This is a genomic window from Legionella cardiaca (assembly GCF_029026145.1).
Taxonomy (GTDB): domain Bacteria; phylum Pseudomonadota; class Gammaproteobacteria; order Legionellales; family Legionellaceae; genus Tatlockia; species Tatlockia cardiaca.
Map to the genome: position 1 here is coordinate 2,517,368 of NZ_CP119078.1, position 23,932 is coordinate 2,541,299.

Genomic DNA, 23,932 nt, shown 5'->3' on the forward strand with positions numbered 1-23,932 from the left:
TAATCATTTCAACTAGAAATAATCCTAGCTCCCGGCATGGTGTACCAAAGCAGCAATTTGCTGCAGACGCGTGTTCAGGCGAGAAAAAAAATACATCAAATTATAAAAACCCAATGCCTCATCTTCCAAAGCAGCAAAACGTGTCGGCTCAGTAACGATAGCTTCACTGAGTCTATCAAGTAAATTTTGTGCGGGAATCATATTGACATCCTGCATACCTTTGAGGAGGTTAATAATCATATGAATATTATGTTGCGTGGTTTGTGCCGCCATGACAACAATTTCTTTATCTTCCGCTCTTAGGTGGAGAGATAACCATTGATAGGATTCAATTAGATTTGCAAGATATTGTGTACAAATAAGCGCATGCGTCCACAGGCTATTAAAATCCAGTCTATTTAAACGATGGAAAAATACTTCATAGCGAATAGCCATTGCCTTTTTTCGTATTGTTTGAAATTCTTCATATAAATTTTCTTTAATGATCAATTGATTGTAATGGGATTCAGTAAAAATCGCCGTGAGACTATTATTCATTTTTTCTAAATAATTAATAAAAAGCTCTCTAATATTGGTTCTTACTGGTAAGAAGAAGAAACCTACGCCGATAGCAATCAAGGCACCTAAAGCCGTTTCTTCAATGCGCTGCTTTAGCAATACGAGATTCCAGTCACCTAATAAGGCAAAGAAAAACACGACAAACATTGTTAAAGTAAAAACAGCCAACAGATTATTGATAGTAAGTAGATAAACGGTGAAAAAAATAAAAACTAACAAAACGCCCATAATTAAAAAATCATTTGGGGGAATCACAAAAAAATACAAAAAGGTTCCACATACCCCACCTAAAACAGTCATAGTTACCCGTTCAACCGAACGCTTAACGCTTTCACCCCAGGTTTGCGCAATTAATGCCATGGCAGTAAGAGTGGACCAGTAGCCATGTTCTAAATTGAAATAACGACTTATTATCTCAGAAATGGCAATAGCGATGGCCGCTTGAAATGCCATTCTGGTTGTATTTCTAATTGGCATGACTAAAATCCAATAATTTATCAAATTGACGAGTCATAAATCTTAAACTGAAATTTAAATTCAAGATTGCCATGAGCAGATGAGGATCGGTAATCTTCTCCTGATTGACTCTCTGCGTAAATTTAGAAAAAGAAATTTCAACCATTTTCACTTTAACTAGATAGGATTCATTCATTTTCACTGAAGCAAATAATTGCGACAATTGTTTATTAATGAGACTTAAACTTAATCTGATCTGGGGCGACCAAAAATGTTGATGCAACCTTAAATCTTGATAAGCATCAATCATCATCGTATAGGCTTGAGTTAAAGCATATTCACAAATTAATATCTCACTTACTAACCCATCTTGATGCTCATCAAATATATCGCTCTGATCAATACCGCGATTACTCGCCAGCAAATGATTCATACTATCTTTGACACGCAAAAGGATAGGGCGCCGAGAATCAAACGTTATGTCGGGGTCTAATAGATAGCGTCTAATCTCATTGAGACCATTTGCCAAATGCTGGAAGAATCGATTGGAATTATGAACATACAATCGGCGGTAATTTTCAGGAAATATCACTAACATGACACAAGCAGATACAATGAGACCAATTATTAAACCATTGATATGCATCCAAGCTTCTTTAGATGAATTAAAAGGTAAAATGGTGGCAACAAAACATAATAGCCATACCATGAATGGTGCCACATTGGTTTGCAGGCCAAAACGACGACAGTAATTGACTGTAAATCCCAACAGGACAAAGACCACCGCTTTTAAATCTACTGAATCACGAATACTAAGCCCTAAAATAAACGATGCAAAATAGAGCATGTCAAATAAAATCACTTGGCCCACACGCCACCAAAACTTCTTGGCGAAAGCACCTTGCATTGACATAGCACAAGACATGGCCGCCATGGCTTTGGTTACGGTAGATTCATCAAGCACAAACCATAGCGTAATTAAAATAGCTAAAATGGTTTTAAGTGCTTGCTTTAAGCAAAAATAACCGGGATCTATTTTCCATAGAAAAAATCGAAGGCGTCTAAAATTAAGCACTTTATTTAAGTATTTTTGCTGCAAAAGAAGATTCGTATTATGCTAGGCTATTTCTTGAAATAATTGCAATCATGACGAAGGCCATCCCATCAGCCGAATTAATTTTTGATAAAGAGAATAATACTTATCTCTGTGAAGGGAATTGGTCCGTTCTTCATTTAGATGGTCTACTTCAGCGTTTTGACGCAACTTCTCTCCCTGAAACAGAAACAATAACTATTAGTGGCGAACGACTTAAACAATTTGATAGTGCGGGCGCATTAACCTTGCTTCAATGCATCAAGACCCTAAAAGACAAAGATAAAAAAATTGAATTGACTAAATTCGAAGAAAATCAGGAAGCATTATTAGAGCTTGTTGAAGAAAAGAAAGAAACCTTGGATTATAAACCCCCACCTCCTCCCAAACCGAATGTCTTTGCCCGAGTTGGCATGGAAACCATTGAAAAATTAAAGCAATTGGACGGCTTTATTATTTTACTTGGTGATTTAAGTTCTAAAATTTTTGAATCTTTTGGTCATTGGCGCCGTTTTCAACTGCCAAGTATTGTTTCCAATGTTAATTCTGCAGGCATACAAGCATTGCCTATCGTTGGCTTGTTAGGCTTTCTTATTGGCATTGTGCTTGCCTATCAAATGGGCTTACAACTAAAAACCTATGGCGCTAATATTTTCATAGCTTACTTATCAGGACTCGCCATCTTTCGCGAATTCGGCCCATTGATCACAGCAATTATTGTTGCTGGACGTACCAGCTCTGCTTTTACTGCACAAATTGGTAGCATGAAGATTAATGAAGAAGTTGATGCCATTAAAACCATGGGTTTATCACCCACGGAACTTCTGGTAATGCCCAAAGTGATCGCGCTATTTTTTGTTTTTCCCTTACTTATTTTTTGGGCTGATTTTTTTAGCATTCTAGGTGCTTTATTTATGTCAAAATGGATGCTTAATGTGAGTTATTCAGATTTTATGATTCGCTTGAGAGATACGGTGGGTTTGGATCAATTATTATTAGGCTTATATAAAGCGCCTGCATTTGCAATCCTGATTTCTCTGGTTGGCTGCTTTCAGGGCTTTCGAGTTGAGGCAGATACAATAGGTAGTCAAACAACTAAAAGTGTTGTTCAAGCTTTATTTTTAATCATCGTCGCTGACGCTGCTTATTCCATAATTTATAGCTGGTTGAACTTATAATGAGTGAGCCTGTCATTGAAATTAAAGGTTTAAAAAATTATCTCGGAGGACAATGGGTTCATTCTGACGTCAATCTCACAGTGGAAAAAGGAGAAATTTTAGCAATCATTGGCGGTAGCGGCAGTGGTAAAACAACGATTTTACGTAGTTTACTTATGCTCTTGAAACCAACAGCAGGGTGTGTAAAAGTTTTTGGTCAAGATATTTTAAATTTACAGAGTAGCCAGGCAAATGCCTTACGGCGACGTTGGGGGATGTTATTTCAGCATAGTGCTCTTTTTTCAGCGATGACCGTTTTGGAAAATGTAACCTTCCCCATGCGAGAATTTACCACACTCGGGCAAAATTTCATGGAAGCACTCGGCATGCTTAAAATTGCCTTGGTAGGTTTACCCAAAGAAGCAGCCGGAAAATACCCTTCTGAATTGAGTGGTGGTATGCAACGACGTGCTGCTGCAGCACGAGCACTTGCCATGGATCCTGAATTATTGTTTTTAGACGAACCAACTACAGGACTTGATCCGCATAGTGCCAGAAAATTTGATGAGCTCATTGTCTTTTTACGAGATGCACTTAATTTAACGATTGTTATGATTAGTCATGACATTGAGTCCTTAAAAAGGACAACCGATCGCGTTGCATTTATTGGCGAAGGTAAAATCTTAGCCGTTGGTCCAATTGATGAGCTTATGAAAAATAAACATCCACTAATTGCTGATTACTTCAGTAAACTTTAAACTGAAGAAATTTAACCAGGGGAGTAGGCTTTTTGGAAGCAAAAACCAATTATACTGTTGTCGGCATCATTGTCTTAATTCTTATAGCTGGTCTGATTGCTTCAGGCTTATGGCTATCCGTCGGCTTTGAACAAAAAAAATATCAAACTTATGAGGTTTTTATGCATGAAGCCGTGTCAGGACTTAGTCATGAAGCAGCTGTTAAATTTAATGGCGTCCAGGTTGGTTTTGTTAAAAAAATTGAATTGAATCAAGAAGACCCCCAACAGGTTAGGCTATTACTAAGCATTGAGGAAGACACACCAATTACTACAAGTACAAGTGCCACATTAATTTCGCAAGGAATTACAGGAACAACTTATGTTGGGCTTTCAGCAAGTTCATCCGACCTGACCCCTTTAAAGAAAGCTCCCAAACACCGCTATCCAATTATCCCATCCAAACCTTCTTTATTCCACCAGCTTGATAGTGTTCTCAAAGAGGTTTCAGAAAATGTAAATAAAGTCAGTCAGGAAGTTAGCCGCATATTTGATAAAGAGAATGCAGAATACATTAAAAGAACACTTGCTAACTTTAAAACAGTCACTGACGTGCTTGCCAAAGATAGTCAATCTATTCATAAAAGCTTACAAAGTGCGGATAGATTTTTAAACAACGCAGCGAATGCGAGTGAAGAATTCCCCGCAGTTATTGCCGATTTAAAAACAGGTGTGAAAAAATTTAATGTCATGGCAAACTCCGTCAGTCAAGCAGGTGATGAAATCGCAGATACAATGAAGGCTGGAAAACTTGCCATTAATAAAATTTCTCAGCAAGCAGTACCGCCAGCAGTAGTCTTGTTGCGCCGTCTTGATGTTATCGCTGCCAATCTTGAAAAAATCAGTTTACAAATGCGTCAAAATCCCTCAGTCCTTATCCGTGGCACCAAGCCACCCAAAGCTGGGCCAGGAGAGTAATGTGAAAAAATATAATTTAATTTTACTGCTTTGCGTTCACGTCCTCTTAATGGGCTGCTCCGTAAAACCTTTAATTACTGATCAATACAAATTAGGAGCCTTCAGTAAAAAGCAATTGACGAAAAAATCATCAAATCATTCTATTTTTGTCAATACTCCTGACGCAGTTGCTGGATATCAAAGTGAGAGCATGTTATACACTGATAAGGCTTATGAATTGACACCATTTGTGCATAGTGCCTGGGTCGATGAACCTGCAGAAATGTTATTACCTCTGATTGTGCAAAGCTTACAACGTAGTGGTTATTTTCGCGTTGTGGCCTCCAGCCCTGGAGCTGAAGTGGCTGAATATCGTCTTGATACGCAATTAATTGAACTACAGCAAAACTTTTTAACAAAGCCAAGTACTGTTAATTTTGTCGTCAAAATAGTATTAGTGCGGGTTGAAGATAATCATGTTGTTGCTTCGCGAATTATCAATCACCTGGTACCTTGTCCCGCTGACACCCCTTACGGCGGAGTTATCGCGGCAAATCGCGCAACGGAGCTATTTACTGCGATACTCACTCAATTTGTAGTGAAGCACATAAGCAATGACCATTAAATTTACTGATTTTCATCTTAAATGCCAGAGACAATAGCGAAATGCAGAAAACAATTGTACAATGAGCCGCCATTGTGGCGCTTTAACTATTAGTAATTCGAATAATAAAGGAGAATAAAAGGATGAACGCCAGATCGTTTTTAAAATTGGGACTTGTTGCCGCCAGCGTGGTGCTACTTGCATCCTGTTCAAAGACCCCCGGCAGTGCTGATGGCATGGGTGGTACTGGTGGAGCATCTGCCCATGGTCTGGGAAAATTGAGTCGTTTTGCCGGTCAAGAGCCAGGTGAATCTTATACAACTCAAGCACCACACAATCAAATTTACCTGTTTTCTTATGACGATAGTTCGTTTAATCCTAAGTATACTGCTTCTTTAAACGCACAATCAGAATATTTAAAGACTCATCCCGGCGCACGCGTCTTATTAGCAGGGCACACTGACGAGCGCGGTAGCCGTGAATACAACATTGCACTCGGAGAGCGTCGTGCTGATACTGTTGCTGAGCTAATGCGTATGGCTGGTGTTGGTAGAGATCAAATTCGTGTTGTAAGTTATGGTAAGGAGCGTCCCGCAAACTTCGGTCATGACGAAGCTTCTCACATGCAAAATCGTCGTGTCGAGCTAACTTATGAGGCTACCCGATGATAAAATCCCATCGACTTCTACTTTGCTTATGCTTCACCTGGATTTTTTCTTCTCAGGTTTTTGCTGAAGCACCCGTAGTTGATGATAGCGAAAATTTTGCGATTTTGGATGAACAACAGGCCGCTATAGAGCAGCCTGTTGCCAAAGCTCAGTTAGAAGATATAAACAACGAGGAAGAGATAGCTCTCGCGCAAGATAATCGCAATAGTAACGATGCAAATGCAGGGTTACTTGATAAATTGCAAGGGATGCAGCAGGAGCTTCAAGAATTACGAGGACAGTTAGAAGTACAAGCTCATGATTTAAAACTATTGCAACAACAGCAATTGGCCTTTTATAAAGACCTCGATGCTCGATTGCGTAGCAATCCTGGCAAATCAGCTCAATCAATACCAACAGCACCTCAAGATAAGCCTACAGAATTATCTATTGATTCAGCCACGCCTAAAACACCATCTACACCTGTTGAAACCTCAACAAAACCTATTACTGGTAAACCAGAGGTAAATACTAACGTTCAGCCAGTTAGTAGTAATAGCTCTCGTGGAAACCCTGCCGACGAACAAATTAGTTATCTCGCAGCCTATGATCTAGTTAAAAATAAGCGCTTTGATGACGCACTAAAAGCAATGCAAACCTTCGCCACTCAATATCCTCAAGGTGGCTATACAGCGAATGCTCATTACTGGCTTGGAGAACTTTACATGGTTAAAAGTAACTATCCTAAAGCCATTGAACATTTTGAGGTTGTATTGAAACAATTCCCTTCCTCTAGCAAAGCAGCCGCCTGTACTTTAAAAATAGGCTATGCTTTAGCTGCATCAGGCAAAATTGACGATGCAAGGTTGCGCCTGCAAGAAGTACTCAGAAACTATCCTGATACTCCAACTGCGCAATTAGCAACGATAAAATTGGAGTCTTTAGGCGTTTCATGAAACAAAGCAGTACCCAATTACGCATCACGGAAATCTTCCACTCTCTACAAGGTGAATCAAATACTGTGGGCTTGCCCACCGTATTTGTTCGCCTGACTGGTTGCCCATTACGCTGTCAATACTGCGATACCGCCTATGCGTTTAGCGGTGGAATAATGACTGAGATGGCTACTATTTTAGAGAAAGTTGCTTCTTATCGATGTCAATACGTTTGTGTTACGGGCGGGGAACCTTTAGCCCAACCTGGCTGTATTACTCTTCTATCTGAATTATGCAATGCAGGATACAACGTCTCCTTAGAAACAAGTGGGGCAAGAGATTTAAGTCAGGTTGATAAACGAGTCATGATTGTCATGGATTTAAAAACGCCTGATTCAGGTGAATGTCATAAGAATTTATTTGACAATCTGGCTTATCTTAAAGCGACTGATCAAATTAAATTCGTCTTATGCAGCCGAAAAGATTATGAATGGGCTTGCCAAATCATGATGGAATATAATTTGCCGCAACGAGTTCAAGTCTTATTTTCTCCCAGTTGGAATCAATTAAATCCTACTGCACTTGCCGACTGGATAGTTGCAGACAATTTACAAGTCAGATTTCAATTGCAACTTCACAAAATCTTGTGGAATGATGCTCCAGGCCATTAATGACACAGAAGCTTTGCATAAGAGTAAAAAGTGCAAGTTATGCAAGAAATCAAAAAGATTAAGAAATTGATGGTAAATCCTGATAAAATTCAATTAAATTTGAATACTAAATTACCCTTGTTCAAGCACCGATAACAGATTTAGGTATAAGCAGAATTGATTGACCAAGAGAACAGTAAGAGGAGATAGATTATGCAATGGTTCTCTCAAGCACCATCGAATATTGCTCTGATTAAATATATGGGCAAAAAAGATGAAGCCAATAACATACCAGATAATCCCTCCTTCTCGTATACACTAAACAATCTTTTAAGTAGTGTTGTGCTGGAAACAACCAGTGGGAAGAAAGATTTTTGGGAACCATTAGATATACCTGGAGGTGAGAACTTTAACCTATCTCTCACGGCACAAAAACGTTTTTTAGAACATCTAATGCGTCTTAAGGACTATTTTAATTATCACGGGGCATTTATAGTTCGCTCCACCAATAACTTTCCTCACAGCAGTGGCCTGGCTAGCTCGGCATCAAGTTTTGCCGCATTAACTAAATGTGCTTTTCTGGCTTTAAGTGAACTAACTAATAAACCATTAGCGCCCATAGAGGTGCAAGCACAATTGAGTCGTTTAGGCTCTGGCTCGTCTTGCCGTTCTTTTTTCTCGCCCTGGGCTCTTTGGCAAGAAGATGAAGTCAGTGTGATTGATTTACCTTACAAACATTTAGAACATCAAGTGATTATCATTAGTCATGATGAGAAAAAAATTTCCTCTAAAGAGGCTCATCGTCGCGTTAAAACAAGTAGTCATTATCCAACTCGCAGTCAGCGGGCAAACGAAAATCTGAAAGTTTTATTAGGGGCGCTTGAAGCCCAAGATTGGCAGAGCGCTTATCAAATCTGTTGGCGTGAGTTTCAAGACATGCATCAATTGTTTATGAATTGTTCCGAACCTTTTTCTTACATGACAGAAAGTACGCATCAAGCTTTACGTAGCCTACAAGATTTGTGGAATCGCGAAGGTGACGGACCTTTGATAACTATGGATGCCGGACCTAACATTCATTTACTTTATAGACCTGAGCAAGCTGAAATGGCAATGCAATTTAGACGCGATTATTTAGTTGGTAATTACGATGTCCTATGATTTTCAAACAACTACTCATGGAAAATGGATTCTTGCAGGTGAACATGCTGTTCTTCGGGGACATAGTGCGCTGGTGTTTCCTATCCCCGGAAAAAAATTGACCTTGAGTTATAAAAAAGTTAACTCCAAGCTAAGTGCAGATTACGAAGGACAAAATAGCGCCGATATTCATTTGCTATTTTGGAGCGTTTTAGAACAAGCGCAACAATTACTTGGGAAATCACTTAACAGCTTAAGTGGGCATTTTCATTTATATAATGATATTCCTATTGGTGTTGGTATGGGAGCTTCTGCAGCACTTTGTGTCGCTATGGCTCGCTGGTTTGCAGCACAACAAATGCTGGATAATCAATCAATTTATACCTTTGCCAAAAAACTGGAAAATTTATTTCATGGTAAAAGTAGTGGTTTAGACATCGCTGGGGTATCCGCGAATGCGGGCATGCATTTTACACAAGGTACAGTCACTCCTATCCAACAAGCCTGGCAACCGCAATGGCATCTGTCTTCATGTGGTCAAATTGGAATTACCTCTCACTGTATTAATCGAGTCCAAACCTTGTGGGATTCCGATCCAGTAAGAGCGAGACAAATTGACAAGGAAATGAGTGATAGCGTCCTTAAGGCACGTTTAGCCCTTGAACAAAATCAATCCTCTTCTTTACCCATTTTAACCGAGGCAATACAAGAAGCTGCTAATTGCTTCAAGTCATGGGGACTGATAAGCGATAACTTACAACATCATATGCAAAAATTATTAAATGCGGGTGCTTTGGCCGTTAAACCCACAGGCTCCGGCGGTGGTGGTTATGTCTTAAGTTTATGGGAAAAGGTACCACCGATAACGGTGACTGATTTTATTGCGATATAGAGCAACAATTTAAATTTATCTTTATGGCTATTCTTTAAGACGCACAAATCCTCTACTATAAGAAAATAACTTCTTAAATAAGAGCCATTATGTCTACGCTAATACTGTGCCTATTCATTGCCTGTCTTTTTCCTTATCTTGCAAAAATTCCAGTGGTAATAGCCATGAAAAGGGAGCCAGGTGGTTACGATAATAGCCATCCTAGAGAACAGCAGGCAGCACTGAAAGGTTTTGGTGCAAGAGCAGTCGCGGCACACCAAAATAGTTTTGAATCATTAATTATTTTTTCAACTGCAGCTTTAACTGCATTAGCCACTCACAACACGAGCTATTTGATACAAGGTTTGGCAATCTTTTATTTAATCAGCAGAGGGGTATATCACATTTTTTATTTACTTAATTGGTCCACTCTTCGAACTACTATTTGGTCACTAGGACTCATCGCTGCACTAAGCATTCTTTGGCTATGTCTACCATAGGAGTGACTCGATGAGTCAGATTTAATTAGGCTTCTAATTTTTTTGGTAATATCCCATAGCGAAGCATAAGCGACTCAGCCTTCAAACCTACCATTCCAACTCCTCCCATGATGCCAGTCACAGAGATACTTCCGTTAGAAGTTAAGTAGACTGGAGGAACACCTATAGCAGAACCCCACGATGTAGCACTATTATTCATTGCGGGAGAAGCATTGCCGGTGACTATAAGTGCAATATTTGCAATGGGGGTAGTTGGCGCAATAAATGTTGTCGGTGCTGTGGCTATTGCTGGAGGTGTTGGATTGGCAGTACTGTCGTATTGCACAAGGCCACTTGCTGTCTTTAGGGCAGAAACATCGACACTAACAATATTAATGCATTTGGTTGCAGAGTGTGTATTTGCACTATTCCACGGTACCGTAATAACACCACCGTAAGCTAATGACACGGTTGTTGAACACACTCCTACGGAATCATTTACTCTGACTAATATGTTTGAGGCCGAACCACCTAAATTTCCATTCACCACGACCCCAAGTGAATTTACGAGAATTAACTGTCCATTTACAGCGAAAATTGCGCCGGAAAAAACTGTTAATAAGGCTGTAATTATGTATTTTCCAAAGAACCAATCCATAGGTTATACCTTCCCTGCTAATTAATAGTAGATATTGAGGAGTTCTTGCATAACCGGTGAATTTTACTTAGTGCAAGCCTCGCCTCAACTATAATTAACATACCGTTGCAAGCATTACAAACTCTATTATTTCACTTACGCCAATAGCAATTAGCTTCAGCAAATATGGCAAATAATGAGTCCATTTGTCCCCAATAGGCTATAACTTCATGTAAATACTTAATGCAGGGAGGCAAAAGTATGAAACGCTACTTACCGCTATTCGCGCTCGCTACAGGCATTTTTTCCACATTCAGCATTCAGGCAGCCAATAATCAGATACTTATTCAGGGAAAACAAGCGAAAACTTTATACAACTCATTAACAGGCCCTAAAGTGCAGGAAGATGGCGCTGCAGGGCATTTATATAGACAGGCGTCAGTATTCTTTGTCGTTATACGAATGCAGATATCACTAAACACGGTAAAAATATTCCACCCTACTCTCCCTGTCGTTATGCTTGTACGATCAAGTTGAATTCTAATGGGCTTGCTTCTCCTGGTGGAAACCCTTAATTGATTGGACTATAGCAAAATTGGCTTGAATAAGATGTTTATGCAAGCCAATTTAATTTTTATATCAGACTGCGTCAATTATCGTTTTCAACAAAGGCTTTTAATCTAGATAAAGCTTGATCCCATTGTCTGGCAACAAAATCCAGATAGTTTTTCATATCATTAAATGTTTGCGCCTCCAATGTGAAAAGGCTTTCTCTGCCTGCACGTGTACAATGCACAATATTTGCGTTTTGCAATATCTTAAGATGCTTGGTAATTGCTTGACGCGTCAGATTTGAGCCCTGAGTCAACTGTGAAATCGACTGAGGTGTGCCTTTACCGAGTCTCAATACCAAAGACCACCTTATTTGGTCACCTAAAGCAGCAAATATCTTCGTATATTTTTTCTCTTTGGCAGATAATAACTTAGTTGCTAACATAATTACTTATATTTTTTAATTGCTCATCCCAACCTTCATTGTTCATTCGGAAAGCCTCCATGAATCGATCTTTAGGAAGCTTTTCAAAACCGGATTCAGTCACTGTAAGTAAGGTACCCTTTGAGATTTCCTGCAATCTAAATTCAACAAGAGTGGGGGTTTCATTTGAATAATCTCTTTCCATATCTACCGCAAAAGGATGCCATGTAAAAGAAAAATAATGCTGAGGTTCTAATTTTTGAATAACTACTTGCCATATAATATGTTCATAACCTGGATAGGTAATCGACCCATGTGCTATCTTCCCCTCTATAAATGGAGTTTCAACGTTCACACGAAACCACTGCCCAAATTTACGATAATCAGTTAGTGCATCCCATACTTTGTTCAAGGGCGCTTTTAATTCAATTGATTTTTCGATTGTATTATTCACTATAAGCTCCAATTTATGTTGCATAAAATAAGCAACACTATGGTTGCATAATAGAGCACCAACTCATTAAATGCAACCATGTTGTTGCATATTACCTTCTCATCGTGATTTCATAACCATACAAAAGAATATAAAATTTGTTATAGTAAAGAATCTTGTTTATCCACTTTACTTTCATGCTAAATCATAAAGAAAATTTTAAAAAAGGTATTATTGTTTTTTGGATGCTATGGTGGCTCATTGCCTTATGGACAGACATTGTAGGTGCACTAGCGCATACAGGATTACTTATAAAAAGTTGGGCAAAAGATACAAACTACCCTTTTTTAGTGGAGTCCTTAAAAATGTATTCTCCACCGGATTGGCTGCATCCTATTCTGTTTGCAGGCATTCTATTCATATCACTATTATCAACATTGGCTTTTATTTGGGCATGCATGGGGCTGAACAAAAAAAATGCAGTTTGGATGCGGCGAGCAGATATAGCCTTCATTATTTCAATCTGCTATTGGCTTTTATTTTTTCTTGCCGATCAAATGATTATGAATTTTGAGTTGGAAGAAAATCATATGGTGCAAGGAGGCTTTCAACTATTATGTTATTTGACCTTATACCTGCTACCATCAGACAATGTTGATATTTAGCAGTTGGGTCAAAATGACCCAACCTACATATCAGTATCTACATGGGTAACGTTTCTTGATTACAAAAATTAATTTCATGGACGCTCTGACCACTTCATTCGTACAATATAGAAACATGCAATAAACAGAAACCCGATTCCGAAAAGCAGAACGGCTGGGACAATACTTCGCAACGGCAAGAAGCCAATAACTGTAATGTTTAGTATCATTGCTATCCACGGTACCCATATGGGAATATGAAATACACTGATCCGTGTATTTTTATTCCTTTCCTTTCGTTTGATTTTTATTAAGGCAAGGCTACTCAAGGAAAATACAGTTAAAATAATTGCACTTGTCGAGCCAGCAAGTGTTTTTAATGTACCTGTTACGGACAGCGCTAACACGATGGGGAATACCAATAAAATAGCAACGTAGGGTGTATGATAACGATGATGAACGGTTTGTAAAAATTTTGGTAGGAGATTAATTGTAGACATACCATAGAGTAACCGAGAAGCAGTGATATAATTTACCAGTGTGCTGTTAGAAACAGCAAAAATAGCAATCACCGAAAAAAGGTAAATGGGCATAGGAGGATAAGTTTTACTAACCACATCTAATAACGGCGAATCAGATTGACCAAGTTCATCTCCAGGAATAATAGCCGTAGCCATCCAACTTACGCTCAAATATAGAATTCCAGCAACTCCTAATGAATAAAGTATCCCACGCGGTAAATTTCTCTCAGGATTTTTTACTTCCTCTGCAATATTAGCGAGATCCTCAAAACCTATGAATGCAAAAAAAGCTAATGCTGCTCCTTGAAACACTTCTTTGATGGTGGGTAGGTTTTCAGGTGTAACTACAATGGGCAGGCTATTTGTTTTTAGTAAATACCAACAGCCACAAGCTAATACAATCAATAAGCCACTGACCTCTATGACTGTACTTACAATATTCGTTATTGATGACTGCTTAATTCCTCGTACATTAATTAAAAGCAAAACACTTAAAAATCCAGCGATACCAATCCAATTTGGAAATTTAAATCCCAACGCCCTAAGATAGCCTATAAAGGCTTGAGACAAGGTGGACATTGAAAAAATAGTTGCACAAAATAAGAGAAAACCAACTAATATTGAAAACCACTGTTGCCCAAAAGCCTCTTGAATAAAAATGGAAACACCGCCGCTTTTGGGGAAACGGCTGCAAAGCTCGCTATAACTTAACGCCGTTAGAAATACAACGCTCATCGCAATTAGGAATGAAACCCATGTTAAGGGACCTGCATGACCTGCAATTTTGCCAACTACCGCATAAATTCCTGCACCAAGAATGTCACCCACGCCATAAATAGTTAAAGCTCCCAAGCTAAGGGATCGAATTAGACCACTCTTAGTTTGCAAATTCATCTGCACATCCTTGTAATCAAAATGCTTGTATAGATAAAATTACTAGTTATCCGCTAACGAGTAATTTTAGAGTTCTAAAGAGTTTAGAAATTAATAAATACCGTTAGGAGAATATTTATTGCTTCATAAAATGATCATAAATTGCTCTGCTTGCCAATGCGATGGCGCGGCTACGTCCATAATCACTAGCGGCCTTGGATTTAACATAAACAGCAATTGCAATATGTCCCTTATTGTTAGGCAAAGTAATAATTCCAACGTCACTGGCAAAACGATAGAGTTTTTTAGAACCAGGATATCTTAAATAATCTTGTTCATATATCGCCCATGTTCCCGTTTTGTGAGCGACTTTTACACTGGCAGGTAATAAACCTCTTATTTTACCCCTCCCCGTTCTACATTTTTCCATAATACCCATTAGTAATTGAGTATTCGCTTCTGAAAGCACCTGCTTTTTATATACCTTCACAAGCAATTTTGCCATGTCATCCGGTGTAGTTGTGTCACGCATATCATTTTGAAAGCGTTGCCAGGCTAAAGTTTTTTGTTTGAGCGGAATGCTATTAAATATTCTTACCCAGGAAAATACCGGACGAGGTTTGTTTAAATAGGAATGATCCACATGATTCGTATCCAGAAGTATTTCAAGAATGGAGCGATTGATTGAAATATTTTTAAATCCTAATGCGTACATATGCCTTGCAACATACTTAGGTCCATTAACTGCCCCCAGTATGACATCACTAGCACTGTTGTCGCTATTGCTTAGCATATGGATGAGTATCTGGCGTAGTGACATATTGAGTTTCTTTTTTTCAAACAGATGATATAAAGCACCTGAGCCTGGAACAGAATTTTTCGAATCCAGTTTAACAATGCGATTCAAGGAGTCTTTTTTTTCATCAACTCGATGTAGAAAAGCGAGTGCAATAGGCAGTTTAATTGTGCTAGCCATAAAAAAACGCTTGTGACCATTGTGATCAACAATCTTATTCTTCTCGATGTGAATAGCCGTAATTCCCATGACTGTATTCAATTTTTTTTCAATTTGCTGAATTTTTTTAGCAAGTTCTGCATCACTATTAGCAAAACAATTAAGCGAAAATAGTAAACAGAAAAAGACAACCTGGAATTTATTCTTTATCCCTAAAAGGTTGTGATATAGCGAGAATAATTTTATTTTCATAAATTATTTTAATCCCTGCTTAGTTATTATTTTTACCAACGTATTTATACACATATTACTCTGCTAACATCGTTGATAAAATACATTTCAGAATTAAATTATTTGCAAAAATAAAGATTACTTATGAAGGACATTAGTTTTCTTTTGTATGGATAAAAATGGAAAGGTTTTTAGCGATAGGATATTCTAAATTTTCATGAATAGAGAAAACAAGCAAAAGTTTAGCGTGTATTTGAACGGGACTAGATGAACTACTATCATCCCAGGGATAAATATAGAATATCATTAGAAAAATTACTTTGAATCAATAAATTGATAATAAATCTCGCCCTCTTTCACCATACCTAACTCGTAGCGCGCTTGTTCTTCTAAAGCTTGATCACCACTTTTTAACTCAAGAATATCCGCTTCCATTGCACGATTACGCGCCAGTAGTTTATCATTTTCCTCTGCCTGAACTTCTAATTTTTTTTCCAAATTAATCCATTGTGAGACACTACCATCGCCTAACCACAATTTATATTGCAGACCAATTAATGCTAAAAGCAAAATGAGGATCACTGTACGCATGGGGAATAGTTCAGAGAAATTTCTTTCATTATATACATGTCCTTACCTGGGAATCCATTAAGGAAGTTGAATTTATTTTAACTGATATGAACTTCTATCGTTGGGTTAGGACATGCCCCTATGCTTTATAAATTAAGGAGATGTCCCAAGCTCATATCAGTACAGATTATTTTAAATTTAATGCTAAAACATTTTTGCCTGCATAAGGTAAAAGTCCCTCATTAATTCGCAATAACTGATTATATTTAGCGACTCTATCTGTGCGACATAAAGAACCCGTTTTAATTTGACCGCATCCTGTAGCAACAGCCAAATCGGCAATGAAGGTATCTTCGGTTTCTCCTGAGCGGTGCGACATGACACAACGATAGCCATTTGTCTGAGCTAAATGGATGGCATGTCTTGTTTCACTTAAAGTGCCAATTTGATTCAGTTTAATCAAAATGGCATTTGCCATTTTTTGAGTGATACCTTCCTGTAATATGTGAGTGTTGGTAACGAATAAATCATCCCCAACCAACTGCAATTTGCTGCCTAAGGTCGCAGTTAATTGCCGCCACCCATCCCAGTCATTTTCATCTAACCCATCCTCAATACTGACAATCGGATAATAAGCCAATAAGTCACTGTAATAAGCAATCATTTCGGCATTGTTTAATTTCTTGTTTTCTGAAGACAAATGATAATAACCTTCATGAAATAATTCGGATGCCGCAACATCTAAGGCAAAAACGATATCAGCACCCAGTTTATAACCTGCTTGTTCTACTGCCTGTGATAAAATATCGAGAGCTTGGCGATTGGACTTAAGATCCGGAGCAAATCCTCCTTCATCACCAACTGCTGTATTTAAGCCTTGCTTTTTTAATACTGATTTAAGCACATGAAAAATTTCCGTTCCCATTTGCAAGGCTGAAGGGAAATCGGCTGCACCTACAGGCATCAGCATGAATTCTTGAATATCCACATTATTATCAGCGTGAGCTCCGCCATTGAGTACATTCATCATAGGTACAGGCATAGACATTGTTTGACCTTGATTTAATGCCATATACAAAGGTTTTTTTATGGCATAAGCGTAGGCTCGTGCACTCGCCAGAGATACTGCTAATAAAGCATTTGCTCCTAAATGAGCCTTATTAACGCTACCATCCACCTCACAAAGGCGTGAATCGAGTTTTTCCTGGTCAGCTACTGAAAATCCCTTCAAAGCTTGATTAATTTCTTCATTAACATGCGTTACAGCTTTTCGTACACCTTTACCAGCATAACGTGTTTTATCTCCGTCGCGAAGCTCGTACGCCTCCCGGCTTCCGGTTGATGCTCCCGAAGGCACACTGGCGCGCCCTATATCACCACTGGTTAAAACTACTTCTGCTTCAACAGTTGGATTGCCACGCGAATCAAGAATTTCACGTCCTTTGATACTGGCTATTTGCATAATTGCCCTCTGGAAAATTTAGCTAACCTAAGAATAATGAGTAGTTATTGTTTTGCTAGAGAAATCTATTGTCAAGTTAGGCGAAAGTAATTTATTAATTTTCTACAGACTGCTTTGTTGATGTCTCTCTGTAGCAAGAGAGGCATCAATTCATTATTTTTGAATCCCTGAGCTTTCTTTTTTAATAATTCTAACCTTAATGTATAACGTTGAATTTTGCGAAAACTGATCACCTGCACGGATGACTTCAGTTGTTGAATCAGCAGGTGCATCGCCTTGTGGACTAGCCAAAGAAACCCATTGATTAAGGGGGACTAACACTGTAGTTACAACTTGTTGTTGATCAAATGCCTGATTACTAGCACGACTATCCTGCTCACGAACTCGACGCACGGTTAATTTTACTTTTTGTCCTTGTAAAACGGGCTCTACCAATAATCCATTTTGTACTAAACGGCGATCATAGCTAACACCAGGCCCCCACCAACCGATACCCACAGAACTTATAACAGGCTGGTCCTGGCCTGTACTGACAAAAGCTGATTCACCATTCATAACTTGTATAGATTGGCGACGCTGTTGATTTTGTTGAGAGGAAGTACTAATCACTATCGTATTGTCATTTTGTGTACTTAACCAATCCGGATCGCCTTGGAAAACAGTAATTTCAAAGGTTACAGGGGGCTGATCAATTTTTTGTAAAATAGTACGCAACTGAGTAAGTGTCTGCGGCGATACTTTAACAATCAGTGTCTGACCCGTTCCCGTGATTTGCTCGCCATCCTGTAGTAATGGCTGCAGTAATTGAATAACCGTGTCGGCATTTTGATAATGAAGTTCAATAACTTTAGTCATTAACGGCTGCGCCAAAGCACTTGTAACCACAAAGAATAAACTCAGAAACCATGTTTTCATATCAACGCTCCTTGTTAATAATTTACAGTGTAGCAGGAGGGTTGCATTTCTTAAAACTGAGACTTGAAAAATTCAACTCTAGTAAACAAAACTTCTAGTTGTACAAACTTCAGTTTGGTTTATAATCGCCATAATCTTTTTAAAGATGATAGATGATATGGGTAGCATATTTAACATGTTTGGGCCCTCACCAATTAGGCCTATTGAACAGCATATGCGTAAAGTACACCATTGCGCCAAGCAATTGCATCCTTTTTTTGAAGCTGTCTTACAGCAAGACTGGCAAGTAGCTGAAAATATCCAGGAAAAAATTTCCAGTATTGAAAAAGAAGCTGATCTTATTAAGCGCGATCTCCGTCTGCACTTGCCAACCGGGTTATTTCTACCTGTATCCCGCACTGATTTACTTGAATTATTAAGTGCTCAGGACCGTATTGCTAATAAAGCGCAAGATATTGCTGGCCTGATTGTTAGTAGAAGAATGGTTATCCCTGATGCACTTTCCGCTGTGTTTATGCCTTTCTTAGATCGCTGTCTAGATGCTTCCAGACAAGCCTGTAAAGCAATTAATGAATTAGATGAATTGCTTGAAAGTGGCTTTCGCGGCAGCGAAGTGAAAATTGTTGAAGAAATGATCGTGACTCTCGATGAAATTGAACATGACAGCGATGATAAACTTGCTGATATGCGACATCGTATTTTTGAGTTGGAAAAGGATTTACCGGCCATTGAAGTAGTCTTTCTCTATAAATTAGTTCAATGGATTGGCGATTTAGCAGACCATGCCCAAACAGTGGGTGGTCGTCTACAAATTCTCATTGCCCGGTAGTAAATTCCTATGGATTATTCTTTATTTTTATTTATTCTAGCTGTTGTCTTTTGTTTCTTAATGACTTGGGGCGTTGGTGCGAATGATCTTGCTAACGTCATGAGTACTACTATGGGTTCTAAGGCAATCACCGTACGTCAAGCAATGATTATTGCTATTGTTTTTGAGTTTGCCGGGGCCTTCCTTGGGGGAAGTGGCGTCACAGAAACAATGCGTGATGGTATTATCAATAGTAGTCAATTATCCAATCAGCCTTTAATTCTTATCGAGGGTATGTTGGGAGTTCTAGTAGCCTGTACGGTGTGGATGAATCTTGCCAGTTATTTGGGAGTTCCCGTCTCGATTACTAACGCACTCGTTGGTTCCATGGTGGGTTTTGGTTCAGTCGTTTTAGGGACTAATGCCATTCATTGGCAACAGGTTTATCACATTGCAATTGGTTGGTTTACTTCTCCACTTATCGCCGGGATCACAGGTTATGCACTGTTCTTAAGTATCCAGCAAACTATCTTTATTAAGAGTGATCCGCTTGAAAAAGCTAAATGGTATGTTCCCATTTACCTGTTTTTAGTTGGTTCGATTTTATCGTTTATTACCGTTTTTAAAGGATTAAACCATTTTGATATTCACCTTAATCTGAAACAAGACTTGGCAGTAACGCTTGCTACCAGTATCAGTATAACGATTATTGGTATGATTATTATCAAACATATTCCCGAAATGCCACGCATTAGACGGCGAGAACGTTTCCTTCAAGTAGAAAAGTACTTTGCAGTATTAATGGGATTGACAGCTTGCGCGATGGTCTTCGCTCATGGCTCTAATGACGTTGCGTTAGCAGTCGGACCTCTAACTATTATTTACAGTTTAATTATGAGTGCCGATCAGTCTCTCGGCGTGGCTAATTATCCCGCATGGATTATTTTTCTTGGCTGTGCCGGCGTTGTTATCGGTTTTCTAATGTATGGCCGAAAAGTTATTGAAACCGTAGGCAGCTCTATTACAGCTCTAACACCCAGCCGTGCTTTTGCAGCAACCCTTGCAGCAGCAACAACGGTAGTCGTTGCAACCAGCACGGGTATCCCTGTCTCTGCCACACAAACCCTGGTTGGGGCCGTACTGGGTGTCGGTTTGGCACGCGGTATCGGTGCATTAAATTTAATTGTTATCCGTAATATCTTTACATCCTGGATATTAACTCTGCCTGCTGCATCGATCCTAACCATACTTGCTTACAAAGGATTACATGCCATTATTGGCTAATCTTGGATGTTAGTTTGATTAATTGCGTTTTCGAGGTTTCTCGAAATGTTGAAACCTCGATACTACAGTACTGTAAAGTATTGAAGGGAGTTGAGATATAATTAGAAGTCTTCCCAAATCTCACCTTGATTACCCTCAGGATTTGGGTTATCGCGAAGATAAGCAATGCGCTCATGCTTCTTAATTTCTTTTAGCTGTGATTTTGACTTCTCATGTTTGGTGTCAAATTCATATAAGAACTTATCGTAAGGGCTTACATAAGCTTTATCGATATCTTGTGTGCTCATGAATAATCCTGTTTAGCATATAATAAATCGTAGATAGCGATTTTATCGGGTTTTTCGATAAGTTACCATCTAAGATTATTATAGCAAGCAGGGAGAATGCCTAATGACAATAAAAAAAGCTGAATTACACACTCATCTTGAAGGAACAATAGCCCCTGACTTGGCAATAAAACTTGCCAGGAGAAATAAACTTTCTTTACCGCAAACGCTGATTGCTAAAGACGGAGAAAGTTATCAATATCGGGATTTTCTCGATTTTTTAAAAGCATATGACTCCGTCGCTGCAGTTATCAAATGTCCTGAAGATTATTTCGACATTACTTTTGAGTATCTAAAAGCCAATGCTCAAAGCGGTACTATTTATATCGAAATGATGTATTCTCCTGATCATGCTGAGAAATCAAGCAACATACCTTCCATTGAACATTTACAAGCCATTCAACAAGCTATCAATGATGCAGAGGAAAAATATAGGATCATTGGGCGAATTATCATTACAGCCGTTCGCCATTTTGGCGCCGAATCAGCCGTTAAAGTAGCAACTCAGGCGATCAAAGAAAATGTGCCCTGCATTGTTGGTTTTGGCTTAGGAGGCGATGAAATAAATTTTCCCCCCAGGTTATTCAGTGAAGCCTATAAGATTGCCGCTGAAGGGGGCTTAAGCTGCACTGTTCATGCGGGAGAATTTGCCCCAGCAAGTGGCATGCTGGAGGCCATCAAATACTTACCTATTAAACGTATTGGTCACGGTGTACAAGGTATTCACTCACCAGAAACCTTAGCTCAACTTAAAGACAAGAATATCGCGTTAGAAATTTGTCCGTCCAGCAATGTGGCTTTGGGTCTTTTTCAAGATTTATTGCATCATCCACTACCACGGTTTGTTGAGGCAGGGGTCACAATCAGTCTAGGTTCAGATGATCCTCCCTTTTTCAGAACTAATTTGGCTAGAGAATATGAGCTTGTACAAAAAAATTATCAATATTCTGATGAGCAAATGAAACGATTTACAGCCATGGCTATTGAATCTTCTTTTGCAGATGAAAAAACGAAATTAAAGCTTCAAAAGGAGCTACAGCATTCTAACGACGAAAAATCTATTTAAATCTTCGTAACGTTCACTATTCACGTCATCCAGAGCGAAGCGTAGATCTCCTGAAAGTGATGTAGGTATTTTGCCAAATACCAGCTTTAGGAGATCCTTCGTCGTAAACTTCTCAGGATGACGTGGGTATGCCGGTAGCCCTAGGATGACAGAGATTCTGCTGGGCGTGAATGACTTACAAATCTTATTGGAAGAAGATAACAGTTTATCGTGTATTAAAGCAATTCAGCTTGTATCTATGCCGTGGGAGCATCAGGACGAGGTGCAAGCAAGTCCTCTTTAGCTAATTTATCGCGTAATTCTTTAAGTTCAGCTATTACCGGCGTGTCCGTAGAGAATAATCTATTTTTGTCGCTAGCCACAAGGCCAATAACCACATCATCCAGTGTTTTTATACAATTTACAAAGGTCTTTAATGTCGTTGATTCCCGGGCTACCTCCCCAGTAAGGGCCTGTGTCACTAATTGCTCATTTAATTCTTTAAATGTTTTCTGATTTTTTATGTTTAATGGATCTTTTAGAAAATCTACTATCATATCTTTTGTCAGTTCCAATAATTGTTGCGCTGCGTTATACAATTCCAATTTGCTACTGGAACTAAGATCTGCGATATGATCATCTCTGAGATGGCTGACTTGATGTGAAAAACGATCTATTGCATTATAAATTTTTTGCTCCGCCATCAATATCCTTTTTTCATCCATTGCATCACCTCTTACTTCTATTACAACAGAGTTTGTTTGTTAAATTTTATTTGATGTTGCTTTCTCAAATCTTCTCTAAACTTAAAATTAGCGCATTACCTTTAGATTTTGTGAAACCAAAAGAAATTTTATGTTGAAGTAAAATTTCTGTATTTCCTATATAAACAGGGGAGCTTGATTATTAGTTTAGACTCTCAATCTTAAGAAAAAATGAAATACTCTAAACATAAATTTCTTTCCTGCTGGGGACAAAAAGAAATTATGAGGTAACCTTCTGATTTTAAATACATTTAAAAAGATAAGGCTCAACATAGCTAAGCTGTAATGACCCGGCTATGTTGATTATAATTAATTTAATTTCACGAATATTCTTAGGCGACTTCTTCCATGTATTGACGAAGCTTTTTCATGGCATTTTTTTCAAGCTGACGAACTCGTTCAGCAGAAACACCATATTTATCCGCTAAATCGTGTAATGTTGCTTTATCCTCTGCCAACCAACGTTGTTGTAGAATATCTTGGCTGCGCTCATCTAGCTGCTCTAAAGCCAGATGCAACTGCTCTCTTCCATGTTCACCACTCACTTCTTTTTCAATTAATTGAGCCGGATCATCATTTGAACCATGTAAATAATAAGCTGGTGATTTAAATGCCTCATCTTCATCATCAGAAACGGGGGCATCATAAGGTGTATCCATCGCATTAAGACGTTGTTCCATTATCAATACATCTTCACGACTAACGCCCAGATCTTTAGCAACGGCATCAACCTCTTCCCGGCTAAACCAACCTAAGCGATTTTTCATTTGGCGAAGATTAAAAAATAATTTGCGTTGGGCTTTAGTCGTGGCAATTTTAACGATACGCCAATTACGCAGAACAAACTCATGGATTTCTGCTTTAATCCAATGAACAGCAAAAGAGACAAGACGAACACCCATTTTAGGATCAAAGCGTTTAACTGCTTTCATTAAGCCAATATTACCCTCCTGAATTAAATCATTGAGCGGTAAGCCATAGCCTAAATAACCGCGTGCAACGCGGACCACATAGCGCAAATGAGCCAGTACCAAGCGACGAGCAGCCTCCAAATCACCTGCTGTTTGGAAACGTTCGGCACAATCGTATTCTTCTTCAGCAGATAGCATCGGAATTTGATTTACACGATGAATATAAGCATCAAGACTACCTATAGGTAAATTTAATGACGCTAACCGTAACTGCTGGTTCATAAACATCCTCCA

General features: G+C 38.8%; 28 protein-coding genes. 15 read left to right on the plus strand and 13 right to left on the minus strand.

Annotated features, from left to right (window positions below; translation table 11 throughout):
- Window positions 1-24: 24 nt before the first annotated feature.
- Together PXX05_RS10810 and PXX05_RS10815 are read right to left on the minus strand one after the other, a co-directional pair.
- Entirely contained in the window at window positions 25-1,035 is a 1,011-nt protein-coding gene (locus PXX05_RS10810) for an FUSC family protein (protein WP_275088227.1), read from the minus strand.
- Window positions 1,025-2,089 (minus strand): aromatic acid exporter family protein, encoded by a 1,065-nt coding sequence (locus PXX05_RS10815; protein ID WP_275088228.1) that lies wholly within the window; start codon window positions 2,087-2,089, stop codon window positions 1,025-1,027. Before PXX05_RS10815 ends, PXX05_RS10810 begins: the two co-directional genes overlap by 11 nt.
- Before the next feature lie 71 nt (window positions 2,090-2,160).
- Here PXX05_RS10815 and PXX05_RS10820 point away from each other — a divergent pair, with 71 nt between their 5' ends.
- The 10 genes from PXX05_RS10820 to PXX05_RS10865 all read left to right on the plus strand — a co-directional run bounded on the left by PXX05_RS10820 (window position 2,161) and on the right by PXX05_RS10865 (window position 10,304).
- Complete coding sequence (locus PXX05_RS10820) at window positions 2,161-3,285, plus strand: MlaE family ABC transporter permease (RefSeq protein WP_275088229.1); 1,125 nt, start codon at window positions 2,161-2,163, stop codon at window positions 3,283-3,285.
- Window positions 3,285-4,022, plus strand: a complete 738-nt coding sequence (locus tag PXX05_RS10825; protein ID WP_275088230.1) for an ABC transporter ATP-binding protein — start codon at window positions 3,285-3,287, stop codon at window positions 4,020-4,022. Before PXX05_RS10820 ends, PXX05_RS10825 begins: the two co-directional genes overlap by 1 nt.
- Before the next feature lie 32 nt (window positions 4,023-4,054).
- A complete protein-coding gene (locus tag PXX05_RS10830) occupies window positions 4,055-4,978 on the plus strand; it encodes an MlaD family protein (RefSeq protein ID WP_275088231.1) in 924 nt (307 codons plus the stop codon).
- 1 nt (window position 4,979) lies between these two features.
- Complete coding sequence (locus PXX05_RS10835; protein ID WP_420844587.1) at window positions 4,980-5,582, plus strand: ABC-type transport auxiliary lipoprotein family protein; 603 nt, start codon at window positions 4,980-4,982, stop codon at window positions 5,580-5,582.
- A 122-nt stretch (window positions 5,583-5,704) separates the two neighbouring features.
- Window positions 5,705-6,229, plus strand: a complete 525-nt coding sequence (gene pal, locus PXX05_RS10840) for a peptidoglycan-associated lipoprotein Pal (protein WP_275088232.1) — start codon at window positions 5,705-5,707, stop codon at window positions 6,227-6,229.
- Complete coding sequence (gene ybgF / locus PXX05_RS10845) at window positions 6,226-7,164, plus strand: tol-pal system protein YbgF (protein WP_275088233.1); 939 nt, start codon at window positions 6,226-6,228, stop codon at window positions 7,162-7,164. Before pal ends, ybgF begins: the two co-directional genes overlap by 4 nt.
- Complete coding sequence (queE, locus tag PXX05_RS10850; RefSeq protein WP_275088234.1) at window positions 7,161-7,814, plus strand: 7-carboxy-7-deazaguanine synthase QueE; 654 nt, start codon at window positions 7,161-7,163, stop codon at window positions 7,812-7,814. The genes ybgF and queE overlap by 4 nt, the downstream gene beginning before the upstream one ends.
- A gap of 192 nt (window positions 7,815-8,006) precedes the next feature.
- A complete protein-coding gene (locus PXX05_RS10855) occupies window positions 8,007-8,954 on the plus strand; it encodes a diphosphomevalonate decarboxylase (protein ID WP_275088235.1) in 948 nt (315 codons plus the stop codon).
- Window positions 8,944-9,825, plus strand: a complete 882-nt coding sequence (locus tag PXX05_RS10860) for a mevalonate kinase family protein (RefSeq protein WP_275088236.1) — start codon at window positions 8,944-8,946, stop codon at window positions 9,823-9,825. Before PXX05_RS10855 ends, PXX05_RS10860 begins: the two co-directional genes overlap by 11 nt.
- Window positions 9,826-9,914: 89 nt before the next feature.
- Window positions 9,915-10,304, plus strand: a complete 390-nt coding sequence (locus PXX05_RS10865; RefSeq protein ID WP_275088237.1) for an MAPEG family protein — start codon at window positions 9,915-9,917, stop codon at window positions 10,302-10,304.
- 25 nt (window positions 10,305-10,329) lie between these two features.
- On the opposite strand, the gene PXX05_RS10870 is transcribed toward PXX05_RS10865, so the two are convergent.
- Window positions 10,330-10,941, minus strand: a complete 612-nt coding sequence (locus PXX05_RS10870; RefSeq protein WP_275088238.1) for a hypothetical protein — start codon at window positions 10,939-10,941, stop codon at window positions 10,330-10,332.
- Between the two features lie 240 nt (window positions 10,942-11,181).
- Here PXX05_RS10870 and PXX05_RS10875 point away from each other — a divergent pair, with 240 nt between their 5' ends.
- Entirely contained in the window at window positions 11,182-11,457 is a 276-nt protein-coding gene (locus PXX05_RS10875; protein ID WP_275088239.1) for a hypothetical protein, read from the plus strand.
- Between the two features lie 112 nt (window positions 11,458-11,569).
- Here PXX05_RS10875 and PXX05_RS10880 read toward each other — a convergent pair whose 3' ends face one another.
- Together PXX05_RS10880 and PXX05_RS10885 are read right to left on the minus strand one after the other, a co-directional pair.
- Complete coding sequence (locus PXX05_RS10880; RefSeq protein WP_275088240.1) at window positions 11,570-11,917, minus strand: ArsR/SmtB family transcription factor; 348 nt, start codon at window positions 11,915-11,917, stop codon at window positions 11,570-11,572.
- Window positions 11,904-12,350 carry an SRPBCC family protein gene (locus PXX05_RS10885; protein WP_275088241.1) on the minus strand — a complete coding sequence of 149 codons (447 nt, stop codon included), beginning with the start codon at window positions 12,348-12,350 and terminating at the stop codon, window positions 11,904-11,906. Before PXX05_RS10885 ends, PXX05_RS10880 begins: the two co-directional genes overlap by 14 nt.
- A gap of 176 nt (window positions 12,351-12,526) precedes the next feature.
- On the opposite strand from PXX05_RS10885, the gene PXX05_RS10890 reads away from it, so the two are divergent.
- Window positions 12,527-12,994 carry a hypothetical protein gene (locus PXX05_RS10890; protein ID WP_275088242.1) on the plus strand — a complete coding sequence of 156 codons (468 nt, stop codon included), beginning with the start codon at window positions 12,527-12,529 and terminating at the stop codon, window positions 12,992-12,994.
- 74 nt (window positions 12,995-13,068) lie between these two features.
- Here PXX05_RS10890 and PXX05_RS10895 read toward each other — a convergent pair whose 3' ends face one another.
- The 5 genes from PXX05_RS10895 to PXX05_RS10915 all read right to left on the minus strand — a co-directional run bounded on the left by PXX05_RS10895 (window position 13,069) and on the right by PXX05_RS10915 (window position 18,500).
- Window positions 13,069-14,388 (minus strand): APC family permease, encoded by a 1,320-nt coding sequence (locus tag PXX05_RS10895; protein ID WP_275088243.1) that lies wholly within the window; start codon window positions 14,386-14,388, stop codon window positions 13,069-13,071.
- Window positions 14,389-14,503: 115 nt separating this feature from the next.
- The gene (gene bla, locus PXX05_RS10900) at window positions 14,504-15,574 is read right to left on the minus strand and encodes a class A beta-lactamase (RefSeq protein ID WP_275088244.1); all 1,071 of its coding nucleotides are present in this window, start codon (window positions 15,572-15,574) and stop codon (window positions 14,504-14,506) included.
- Between the two features lie 294 nt (window positions 15,575-15,868).
- The gene (ftsB, locus tag PXX05_RS10905) at window positions 15,869-16,144 is read right to left on the minus strand and encodes a cell division protein FtsB (protein ID WP_275088245.1); all 276 of its coding nucleotides are present in this window, start codon (window positions 16,142-16,144) and stop codon (window positions 15,869-15,871) included.
- Between the two features lie 166 nt (window positions 16,145-16,310).
- Entirely contained in the window at window positions 16,311-17,585 is a 1,275-nt protein-coding gene (gene eno, locus PXX05_RS10910) for a phosphopyruvate hydratase (RefSeq protein WP_275088246.1), read from the minus strand.
- A gap of 153 nt (window positions 17,586-17,738) precedes the next feature.
- Window positions 17,739-18,500, minus strand: coding sequence for a secretin N-terminal domain-containing protein (locus PXX05_RS10915; RefSeq protein WP_275088247.1), 762 nt, complete (start codon window positions 18,498-18,500; stop codon window positions 17,739-17,741).
- 157 nt (window positions 18,501-18,657) lie between these two features.
- On the opposite strand from PXX05_RS10915, the gene PXX05_RS10920 reads away from it, so the two are divergent.
- Together PXX05_RS10920 and PXX05_RS10925 are read left to right on the plus strand one after the other, a co-directional pair.
- Window positions 18,658-19,329 (plus strand): TIGR00153 family protein, encoded by a 672-nt coding sequence (locus PXX05_RS10920; RefSeq protein ID WP_275088248.1) that lies wholly within the window; start codon window positions 18,658-18,660, stop codon window positions 19,327-19,329.
- Between the two features lie 9 nt (window positions 19,330-19,338).
- Complete coding sequence (locus PXX05_RS10925) at window positions 19,339-20,592, plus strand: inorganic phosphate transporter (RefSeq protein WP_275088249.1); 1,254 nt, start codon at window positions 19,339-19,341, stop codon at window positions 20,590-20,592.
- 101 nt (window positions 20,593-20,693) lie between these two features.
- Here PXX05_RS10925 and PXX05_RS10930 read toward each other — a convergent pair whose 3' ends face one another.
- Window positions 20,694-20,879: a CBU_0585 family protein gene (locus PXX05_RS10930; protein WP_275088250.1), complete on the minus strand. Its 186-nt coding sequence runs from the start codon at window positions 20,877-20,879 to the stop codon at window positions 20,694-20,696.
- 103 nt (window positions 20,880-20,982) lie between these two features.
- On the opposite strand from PXX05_RS10930, the gene PXX05_RS10935 reads away from it, so the two are divergent.
- On the plus strand, window positions 20,983-21,984 hold the full coding sequence (locus PXX05_RS10935) for an adenosine deaminase (RefSeq protein ID WP_275088251.1): 1,002 nt from the start codon (window positions 20,983-20,985) through the stop codon (window positions 21,982-21,984).
- Between the two features lie 236 nt (window positions 21,985-22,220).
- On the opposite strand, the gene PXX05_RS10940 is transcribed toward PXX05_RS10935, so the two are convergent.
- Complete coding sequence (locus PXX05_RS10940) at window positions 22,221-22,688, minus strand: hypothetical protein (RefSeq protein ID WP_275088252.1); 468 nt, start codon at window positions 22,686-22,688, stop codon at window positions 22,221-22,223.
- A 371-nt stretch (window positions 22,689-23,059) separates the two neighbouring features.
- The gene (gene rpoH, locus PXX05_RS10945) at window positions 23,060-23,920 is read right to left on the minus strand and encodes an RNA polymerase sigma factor RpoH (RefSeq protein ID WP_275088253.1); all 861 of its coding nucleotides are present in this window, start codon (window positions 23,918-23,920) and stop codon (window positions 23,060-23,062) included.
- Window positions 23,921-23,932 lie beyond the last annotated feature (12 nt).